Genomic DNA, 10,066 nt, shown 5'->3' on the forward strand with positions numbered 1-10,066 from the left:
AACCACTGGCAAAAATTCCGTTTGCGTTTGAATTCGGCGAGTAAATCATCCAGAACTTGCCTCACTTGGTGTGCGTATTGTTTACCAGCCAGTTCATTGGCCAGTTTGAGCGTGTCTATGGCGCGGTGGTAGCCGTCGTTGTTGCTGGATTCAATGAAGGCGCGGCTTGCGCGATACAGCAGTGGTAGAACGCGCTCAGCGTGCTGGGGATTGGCCGAGGCGATCTTTACCAGTAAGTGTGAGGGGAGTTTGCTGGTCTCGGCTAACGCTAGGGCCTGTTCGAATTCCTGAAAATGAAGATGGAGTTCCGCTATGGTTTTGTCGGCCTCAAATTGTCCGAAGAATTTATTTTGATTGTTAACTGCTTGTTTCGCTAGTTCAATGGCTTTAGCACGATTTTGTTTGTTGTCTTTTTGGCCCTTGATCGCGGCTATTTCTCTGTAATGCTCAACACTTGGCCATTTAGCAAAACGCTGCCAAAGCAACTCTAGCACTGGTGTGTAGTCTTTGTGGAATAGCCAAAGTGCTATTTGATTATTTTCCAGTGCGGCGGTAGCGGAGTAAGGTTTATTTTTAGCTGTTTCCGCGCGCTTTCGCCACCACAGGGCTTGGTCAAACATATTGTGTTCAAGACAGAGATCCGACAACTTAAGAAAATCGCCAAAGTCACAGGCTATTTTGGCATATAGGGCAATGACTGCCTCGCTGTCGTTACGACTGATGGCCTCATACTTAAGTGGATATAGCAGGTGCATGTAGTCGCCTTGCACTGCCCAGTCTTTTTCTTGCAATGGTGGCAAGGCATCCCAAGCGACTCGAAGCTTTGTCATAAAGACCTGCATGCCCTCCTCACCGAGCATGTCTTCGTACTCATCTGGAATAGAAGGATAAAATTCAGATTCTGGCCGCATAAACAAGGAAAATAGGTATGCCGCCAAGTCTGTTGCAGGTAATGCCGCAGCGCTAAGGGCGCGTTCATGCCAGCTTGCTAGGCGCTCTAGGGCATCGAAGCGAAAGCCGCCGGAATCGTCGATGGTGTCTAGCGCCCGGTCTACCCTCGCAATGGCGTAATCTGTTAGCGCTAGGGCCTTGTTTGCGGGCAAATCTGGCATGACGGCGTCTAAACTGCTTAGCACGGCGTCGAGGCGGGCAAAGTAATTGCGCACTTGGGGGTAACTATGCAGGTGTTTGTTTAAGGGCGTTGCGGCAGTGATTTGCTTTTTTATGGCTTTGTCATTGAGTTTACCGGCGGCCATATCGGCCTTGATAGTTAGCTGTGCAAGGGCATTGCGGTCGTTTCGCAGTTGTTCTAGTAGCATGGCGACTAATTGCTGTTTGTCTAAGGTCATTAAATAGTTTGGCAGACGGTCTTTGGTGGTACTACCTTGTAAGGTTTTATCTTGCTGAAGCTGGTCGCGATAGACCAAGGCGGTCGCCACGCAGTGTTTACAAAAATCAAAGCCTTCTGAGGCCGGGCAGTCGCAGCTACCGTCGAAGAGTTTGCTGGTGTGCTTTAAGGTCACTTGGTAAATTGCACTGCCTTCAACTTCCGCAATAATGGTTTTGCCCTTTAACTTAAGTTCACCAACATGACCTTGTTTGTAATAGACTAAACCGCGTTTGTAAGCAGCATCTCCGGCCATTTGAATGAGCAGCTCTTCGCTAATTTCTCGCATTTTTCGTCACTTATTACTTATATAATTGAATGGCTTGTTGAAGCCGCTTGTGCACTGCTTGGCGCAATTCCGGTGGTTGTTCGACACGGACATGAGGGCAATATCGCAGTATGTCTTGAATCAATTCGCGGTCGTCGCTGTAGGGCAGGCTGAGCAGGTAATCGCCTGCGTCCCAATTGCCACTTTGCTCGGGGTGCCATTGTTGCATGGCAATTTCGTGGGCGATCTCAGTGCTAAAGCGCAGTACCGCTGTGTATTTTGCGGCGCCAGAAAAAATGCCATAACCCGCCGTAAAGTGCGAGTTTAGTTGTTCTGCCGCCACGGGTAATGCGCTTTTATCAAGTACGCTAAGCGCGGTTAGCCGAGCTACTGAGAAGGTCCGCAGCTCATTACGAAGATGACACCACGCATCCACATACCAATTCTCGCGGTAGTACACGAGGGTTTGTGGGCTTATCTCTCGGCGCGAAACATGTTGCTGGTAGTTCCGATAACTAATAGACAGCCTTCGCTTTTTTAATACCGCCTCGCACACTTGGGCAAACACGTGGCTAGCAACATAGCGGTTACTGAGAGGCAATACTTTAATATGTTGATCGAAGGCGCTGCGCTCGATGCCACGAGCCGTCAACATTTTGGTAATAGACTGCTCTACAACTACTAGCTCCTGGTTGAGCAAGCCGTTGCCAAAGCTCTCGAGGAGTTGTAAAAGCAGGGCCAGCGACTGCAGTTCCGCACTGGTCAACCACAGCCCAGGCAGCTCATAGTGGTCCTGCTCGCCCACTACATAGGCCCAGCCTTTGGCTTCAGGAACGTACTCTATGGGGGCATCCAAGTAATCGCGCATGTTCTCTATGGCGCGTTTTACCGTTTTCTCAGAGCACTCAAGTAAAGCAGCCAGTCGAGCAATAGGTATCGGTTTTCGGTGTTGGCGAAACTGTCTATGTAACAGCTGAAAGCGATCAAATTTATCCAAAAAAAAACACCCATCCATGAGTTACTTATTGAAATTATGCCCCCACACCACCAATTCAGACGTTCAGTGGGCCTGTAATCTGATCACATTTATTATTGGTATATAGTATTGCCTTACAACGTGTTTGAATACAGCAACACATATTATCCAAACCAATAGAGTTATGGTGAATATATGCAGCCCAAGAAGCACTATTTATACTCGCTACTATGCCTTATCATTTTCCTTACTACTAGCCACAATACCATTGCATGGCAGTGCCCAGAGAATTTAAAACAATCTCTGCCCACCCTTGAAGCAGGAAACCTCAATCTTTGTGACACCCTGCTCAGCGCCAAAGCAGTGTTAGTGGTGAATACCGCCAGCATGTGCGGTTTTACGCCCCAGTTTGAAGGTTTAGAACAACTATTCCAAGAATTTAAGAACGAGGGTCTACTTGTGCTGGGCGTCCCCACAGCAGACTTCGGCGGCCAGGAGTATAGCGACTCAGCGAAAACGGCCAAGGTTTGCCATGCTAATTTCGGGGTAAGTTTTCCAGTGTTTCACAAGGCCTGCATATTCTGCGACAAGCCCGACCCACTGCTTACCTTGGTAACCAAGGCAAGCGATACACCGCCAAAATGGAATTTTTATAAGTACGTCTTCGACCCCAAAACAGGCGCAGCATTGAGCTTTAATTCAGAGACCACGCCCGAGGCTACAGCGTTGCGCAAAGCCATAATGGCTCTATTATTACAGCCGTGACACATTGGTTTACGCACTGGCGTATCACGCTCGCGATGCTCCTCGTTAGCACCCTCATCGCTTGCGGTGACAGCGAACAACTCACCGCCCATTGGCAAGATTACCAAAGCCGATTAGAAAGAGTGCTACAACGCCAAGCTACGCCACATGACAATATAGCTTTTCCCCACTTACCCAAGCCCAGAGAGCTCAGTCTTGAGTTTAGTGACAGTGGTATCGATTTGCTGGATTTTTTAAGGATGCGGCGCTGCGCCCTGCGCGACACGATTGCCCAGCGCAATAGTATTCTTGGTCGCCATGGCGACGCCGCCGCCCGCCTGATTTTTGATTTACGTTTTATCAATCAGGCCACTGTTTGCCAAAAAATACTGGAGGAAGATGGATTAATGGCGCTTGCCGCCCAGTTACAGGCCGCAACCCGAGTTAAACAGCGGGAGTTGCCTGCGCGTATATTTGCTGCAAGCTTGATTGGCCCAGAGTTTCGCCAGTTTTGGCAAATACCTGTTGATCTCAGTGCTTACCCACTTAACGGCAAAGACCCTAGCCTCGCTGCGCTCGCCCGCTGGCAACAATGGCAAACCGAGTGGCTCAGTCAGCCCGGCAGCATGGCAGACTGGTCATCGCTGACATGGCAGCAATTTAGTGAAGACGTACTCAATACCCTAGGCCAGATTCGTTTGGGCGCAGGCGGCAGTATGCTTGCAGCTCAGCGGGTGAATTTGGCAGGCCTAACAACCGCCAGCGCCATTATTACCCAGCGCGTTAATGGCCGACCATTGTGCCTCAATCCTCAGCCAACACCGGCTGCAACGCACTTTCAGGGGACTTTACGCAGTGTGTTCATTCAACAGCTGCAAAAACAGGCCAGCGCAATCAACCAACATCAATTTAATGTTATGACCATTATGGCTGAGATTGAAGATAAGCTGCTCACGGTAATGGCTGCCAATCAATTAGCGATCCCTAAGGCCTATCTCGATTGGCAAAAGCAGCGCGATAATTTACTGCTCGCAATCAGCAAAGCCCAACGCCAGCATGTTGCACTGGCCGGTGAGCTGCTCAAACAGTGCGGCTTGCAGCCTGGAAATTAACGTCGACGTTTTTCCATACGGCGCAGAAACACGTCCATGACTGAGTCGTATAAGCCATCGCCTAAAAACAAATCTTCAACCCCAGCGTCGATACTCGGGTTGTCGTTGACTTCAATCACCACCACCCGATTGTCTGATTGTTTTACGTCTACGCCATAGAAGCCATCGCCAATTAATTTACAGGCTTTTACGGCAACGTCGATCACTTTTTTAGGTGCTTCGTAGGTCGGCATGGTGTCGAAGCCGCCGGACTGACTTTTGCTACTACTGTGCTTATAAATTTGCCAGTGATTGCGCACCATATAATAACGACAGGCAAACAGGGGCTTGCCGTCTAATACACCAATGCGCCAGTCGTAATCGGTATACATAAACTCTTGCGCTAATAGCAAGGCCGATTTGTCGAGCAAACGCTTGCTCTCACTTTCCAAGGCTTCCCAATTTTCTACTTTAACGACACCTCGGGAAAACGCGCCGTCAGGTACTTTTAGTACAATCGGATAGCCAAGCGTTTCTTCAATTCGTCGTAATTCTTCGGTATTGTCCCGGCGTAAAATTTCAGTACGCGGAGTCGGCACTTTATGGCTAGTGAGTAAGTCCGCCAAATAAATTTTATTGGTGCAGCGCAAAATGGAGCTTGGATCGTCCATCACCACCAAGCCCTCTGCGGCGGCCTTTTTGGCAAAACGGTAGGTGTGGTGATCTACCGAGGTTGTCTCGCGAATAAACAGACCGTCGTATTCCGGTAAGCGTAAATAATCCTTCTTGGTAATTAGCTCAGCAGAAATACCTAAATTAGCGGCAGCCTTGGTAAATTTGCGCAGCGCCCCCTTATCGCTGGGCGGCAGCTTTTCTTCCGGATCAACCAGAATGGCCAAATCGTAGCGGAAGGTTTTTCTGGCCTTGGGCTTACGCCACATTTTGCTGCTGAAACGCTCAAACGTTGAGGCAAAGGCCTCTTGCTCACCGCCCGCTTTTAATGATTTTAAGGCGACCAGTTGCAACTTTTTAATCTGCCAGCGGGTCTTGCCAAATTCAAGCGTAACCTCAATTAAGGGCGATGGAAATCGCTCAAACACCGCTTTGGCAATTGCGCTATATTCCGGCGCCAGGCACTCACCAAACCAGCTGCGAAAACTAATACTATCGCCGGTCTTGGCTGTCGGTAATTTAGCGAGTAAAGGCTCCACCCCTTCAAGCAAAATATCTGAAAGTGATTTACGCGCCAGCTCACTGAGCGTGTTAACCGAGGGTAAAACATGGTGACTGCGCGCCTCTGCCAGCAAGGAGCAATAATATCCGGTGCCGAGATAGCGATAACTTCTCGCCAAATTAATAACCCTTACCCGTTCGCCACTGCTTTGCCCAATTCGCTCTAGGTAGTCATCAAAAGTGATGACATCTTGGCTAGGGTAATAGGGCGACCAATCCTTTAGGTCATCCACAACGACAAAAAAGCGTGACATCAGTTATCTCTCATTAGGGCAAACAATTAGCCGCATTCTGCGACCAATTTCTCGCATTAACAATCATCGCAACAAGTAAATATTGCGCTATTAGCACCGCCGTTAGGCCTAGGGCATTTATCGGCCAATTGACGTCATTACGGGTCGGCAACAACTGTGATTTCTATTGGCTTTTCCCGCGCGAGCGGCCCACAATTCGCTATGGCAACTCCGCCGTTAACAGGTTTATACGATGAGTCTTATCCGCCCCGCCACCGAGAGCGACTTGGACACCTTAGTAGAATTGGAAAATCGTTGTTTTGACGGCGACAAACTGTCGCGCCGCAGCTTCAAAAGCTTAATTAAACCCGGTGCGCACTTGGCCTCGGTCATACTCGTTAACAACGTTATTGCCGGGTACAGTATAGTGCTGTTTCGCACCGGCACCAGTTTGGCCAGACTCTACTCTATTGCACTTGACCCAAACTATCGCGGCCAGGGTCTCGCCCAAGCCCTACTCGCCGACGCCGAAAGCGAGGCATTGGCCCGCCACTGCCTGTTTATCCGGTTGGAAGTACGTAACGACAACCCCAACGCTATTGCCTTATATCAAAAGCTGGATTATCACGTTTTTGACGATATTGAGAATTACTACGAAGACGGTTGCACCGCGCTGCGCTTTGAGAAGCGCCTGCACCCAGAAACCAGTCAAATTATTCAGAAGGCCCCCGCCTATTACCGGCAAACCACCGAGTTCAGCTGTGGCCCCGCAGCATTGATGATGGCCATGGCGAATATTCGGCCCGAGTACCTTATGAGTCGCCGCGAAGAACTGCAATTGTGGCGGGAGGCAACCACCATTTTCATGACCACCGGCCACGGCGGCTGCTCTCCCCACGGTTTAGCCTTGGCGGCACTGCGTCGAAATTTTGGTGTAAGTCTGTATATCAATAGCAGTGGCGTACCGTTTATAGACAGTGTTCGCAGCAGTGAAAAACGCGACGTTATTGAGCTTGTGCATGAGGATTTTATTGAGCAACTCACGCACTTCCCCGCTACTATTGAAATTAACCCTTTAGGGCGTGGTCAATTCCGCGAGATTCTGGAACGCCACGACAATGTGCTAGCGCTGATTAGTACCTGGGCACTCAACCGCAATCGCGCGCCCCACTGGGTCTATGTGAGCAAGACGGATGAACACTTTGTGTATATTAGCGACCCCGACACCAATGACAGTCGCTGGCAGAGTGAAACAGACTTTATGCACGTGCCAATTAGCATTGATGCCTTCACCGCCATGGCGAGCTTTGGCCGCAGTCGACTGCGCTGCCTAATCGCGATTCACCCCTCAAGTAAGGAGCAGCCACCAGCGCATGTCTAGCCAATCACTGAGTACAGCCGACCGCCACTACTGCGAATCGCTGAAACGGCTTTCAGAGTCGCTTATCGCCATCCAGAAACCCATATTGATTCTCGACGCCATTAAATGGCCCCAACGCTTTGAAACCCAATTCTTTGCCGATAAAGCCAGTACACTACCTAAGGTTGATCGCGATTATTATTTACGCAATGCCCTGAATTTTGACTCTAAAAGCAAAATCAGCGAGCTAAAAAATCTGCGCAGCCAAGTACACCAAGAACTGGGCAAAGCAGATCCGCTGGGTAAAATTTTAGGCGAGACCATCGAACAGTATTTGATCGTGATCGATATGCTTGAAAATCGTGGCACACCGCGATTCATGGCGGCCAGTCGCGAACTCTATGGTTCTGCGCGCGATCATCTGCGGGGCGACAAACTCAGTTTAATTGAGATGGGGCAGCGGCTCTGCCATATATTTTCGCTGCCCGCCGCCAAACACCTCGCGGCGGCCTACCCTAAAAATCTCAATGCAGAGGAAGCGGTACGCCAATTAACGCAACGCCTTACTCCCTATTTCTCCGACAGTATTTTTTCCGTAAAGGCAACCGACGGCATCGTCTCTGACGCCTCTGCGGGGGGAGACTGCATTAAGGTCAACACCCACTCGTCCTTCTCCAGACTCGACATTCAAGTACTCGAGGTACATGAAGGCTGGGTGCATGTCGGCACCACGCTCAATGGCCGCAACCAACCCTGGGCTACGTGGCTGAGCGTTGGCTCACCGCGTATTACTGCGCTGCAAGAAGGCTTGGCGGTATTAATTGAAACACTGACCTTTAGCTCGTTTCCGGCACGCGCCCGCCGTATTAGTGACCGCGTTGTCGCCATAGATATGGCTGAAAATGGCGCCGACTTCCTTGAGGTCTACCGCCACTTTGTCAGCCAAGGCCTTAGCCAACACGACAGTTATAAAATTGCTCAGCGGGTTTTTCGCGGCGGCATGGTCGAAGGCGGCAGCTGCTTTACCAAAGACTTGTCGTATGTGAAGGGCTTTGTGGAAACCGTAAACTTTATACGCAGCGCCATTTTGTCAGATAAACCAGAAATGCTCCCCATGCTGTTTGTGGGTAAAGTAGCATTAGATGATGTGCCTGTTCTTCATCATTATCAGCAGGCGGGCTTTATCGAGGCACCACGCTATTTGCCACCCATGTTCAGGGATCTCAATGGCCTGTATGTGTGGTTTGGCTTTTCCAGCGGTATGTCGCTATTGGATTTGGCGCGTATTCAGGAACACTTCAAAGCCTTGTTTGAGCAAACTATTGATGTGCACGCGCATTTAAAATAGTGGGAGTCCACCCGCCCATCATTTTCGAGCAGGATGAATGGAGCAACACATTTTGCTTAAAAAAAAGCACAAATACTGAGCGCTTTGCTCAGTATTTGTGCAAATCAAAACTGCTAGCGTAGTAAAAACGGCCTTGAATCAGTGCATCGTCGTCTTGTAACCCGCCTAAACACCCTGTTTCAAAACCGGAAAATCGCTTAACCGCCGTAGGGTTCCCGCGTTTGCTTGGCTTTATACGACGAGGTCGTTTGGCCGCCATACACCGGCGACTCGGTAGTGACATATTCAGCCACTGACGGCTTAACCACAATTTTACCGTTAACATCCTTATGCACACTACAGCGGTAATTATAGGTACCCGCTTGGTCAAATTTCAGACTATATGAATTACCTAGCCATGGACTCGTCCAGATACGCGAACCCATCAGCCCATCAAAGCTAATATCGTGAGAGATTTCGTCGTAATTTACCCAGGTCACTTCAGTGCCAACCGGCACTTCCAATTGCTGAGGTTTGGCATGAAAGGTTGAGATATAAACCTTGGTCGGTTTGGCTGGCGCCAAGACCAAAGTACCCACCAATTCTAGCTCTACTCGGCGGTTTAAGGCTCGGCCGTCAGCGGTGGCGTTATCGGCGATAGGCTGTGTAAAGCCATAGCCTTTAGGCACCAATTGATCGGGGTTAACACCAACTGACACCAGATAAAACCTAGCAGCGTTAGCGCGATTCTGTGACAGGTTCATATTGTAATCATAGGATGCATTATTATCGGTATGCCCCTCAATCGCGACTTTTATGGTTGGATTTTGCTTTAGCTCCCTGGCGACTTGATCTAAAAATATTTTTGACTCTGGCCGCAATTTGGCCGAATCGTTGTCAAAATGAACCTCTCTTAATATGAGAGAATCCCCCGCCTTACAGCCATCTAACTCCAGCGGCATACCAGGCGCAGGTGATTTACACGTGCCCTCTTCAGCACCAACCGACGGCGACATAGCCAATATCACGAATGTTAAAACTGTCCCTAAGCGTGCTTTTTTCATGTAACCCCCGTTACGTGATTGCTACAAACCTCGCTGATGATGCATCTCAGTTCGGTCAGCTTAATCGATTAAACAACCCTTATGGGTCGCCGATAAATTAGCGTTCCGTGCCAGCACCGCTAGCCGGTCTGCGCGCATTACGAAGCAAAATATGCGCCTACTTTCACCATTTTTAAATTTTGTGTCGCGGAGGCGCCTGTAAAGGGGCAAAATCAAAGAATGTGGGGTTAACAGTCAACTTTTGGATCGGGTAGGAGGCGGAATCACTTCCGCCGTCCTCCCACACCACCGTACATACGGTTCCGTATACGGCGGTTCATATTGTACTCATGAGACGACGATACTGATCCACTAACGAGATCAGCCCCAGTTGATCAAAACGG

8 protein-coding genes are annotated in these 10,066 nt (G+C 49.6%); 4 read left to right on the forward strand and 4 right to left on the reverse strand.

What is annotated here, in order from left to right:
* Both ABYP33_RS15580 and ABYP33_RS15585 read right to left on the reverse strand, forming a co-directional pair.
* On the reverse strand, positions 1-1,676 hold a 1,676-nt coding region (locus ABYP33_RS15580), incomplete at its 3' end, for an SWIM zinc finger domain-containing protein (protein WP_373092079.1).
* A 13-nt stretch (positions 1,677-1,689) separates the two neighbouring features.
* Positions 1,690-2,652, reverse strand: a complete 963-nt coding sequence (locus ABYP33_RS15585; RefSeq protein WP_373092080.1) for a helix-turn-helix transcriptional regulator — start codon at positions 2,650-2,652, stop codon at positions 1,690-1,692.
* A gap of 174 nt (positions 2,653-2,826) precedes the next feature.
* Between ABYP33_RS15585 and ABYP33_RS15590 the strand changes: the two genes are divergently transcribed.
* A complete protein-coding gene (locus tag ABYP33_RS15590) occupies positions 2,827-3,396 on the forward strand; it encodes a glutathione peroxidase (RefSeq protein WP_373092081.1) in 570 nt (189 codons plus the stop codon).
* A 35-nt stretch (positions 3,397-3,431) separates the two neighbouring features.
* A complete protein-coding gene (locus ABYP33_RS15595; RefSeq protein ID WP_373092082.1) occupies positions 3,432-4,487 on the forward strand; it encodes a DUF3080 family protein in 1,056 nt (351 codons plus the stop codon).
* Here ABYP33_RS15595 and ABYP33_RS15600 read toward each other — a convergent pair.
* Complete coding sequence (locus ABYP33_RS15600; protein ID WP_373092083.1) at positions 4,484-5,953, reverse strand: RimK family protein; 1,470 nt, start codon at positions 5,951-5,953, stop codon at positions 4,484-4,486. The two genes, ABYP33_RS15595 and ABYP33_RS15600, sit on opposite strands and share 4 nt — an antisense overlap.
* Positions 5,954-6,185: 232 nt before the next feature.
* Here ABYP33_RS15600 and ABYP33_RS15605 point away from each other — a divergent pair, with 232 nt between their 5' ends.
* Positions 6,186-7,313 carry a peptidase C39 family protein gene (locus ABYP33_RS15605; RefSeq protein WP_373092084.1) on the forward strand — a complete coding sequence of 376 codons (1,128 nt, stop codon included), beginning with the start codon at positions 6,186-6,188 and terminating at the stop codon, positions 7,311-7,313.
* Complete coding sequence (locus ABYP33_RS15610; protein ID WP_373092085.1) at positions 7,306-8,640, forward strand: flavohemoglobin expression-modulating QEGLA motif protein; 1,335 nt, start codon at positions 7,306-7,308, stop codon at positions 8,638-8,640. The genes ABYP33_RS15605 and ABYP33_RS15610 overlap by 8 nt, the downstream gene beginning before the upstream one ends.
* 197 nt (positions 8,641-8,837) lie before the next feature.
* On the opposite strand, the gene ABYP33_RS15615 is transcribed toward ABYP33_RS15610, so the two are convergent.
* Positions 8,838-9,683: an OmpA family protein gene (locus tag ABYP33_RS15615; RefSeq protein ID WP_373092086.1), complete on the reverse strand. Its 846-nt coding sequence runs from the start codon at positions 9,681-9,683 to the stop codon at positions 8,838-8,840.
* Positions 9,684-10,066 lie beyond the last annotated feature (383 nt).

This window comes from Zhongshania sp., from assembly GCF_041584495.1.
In the GTDB taxonomy this organism is placed as follows: domain Bacteria; phylum Pseudomonadota; class Gammaproteobacteria; order Pseudomonadales; family Spongiibacteraceae; genus Spongiibacter.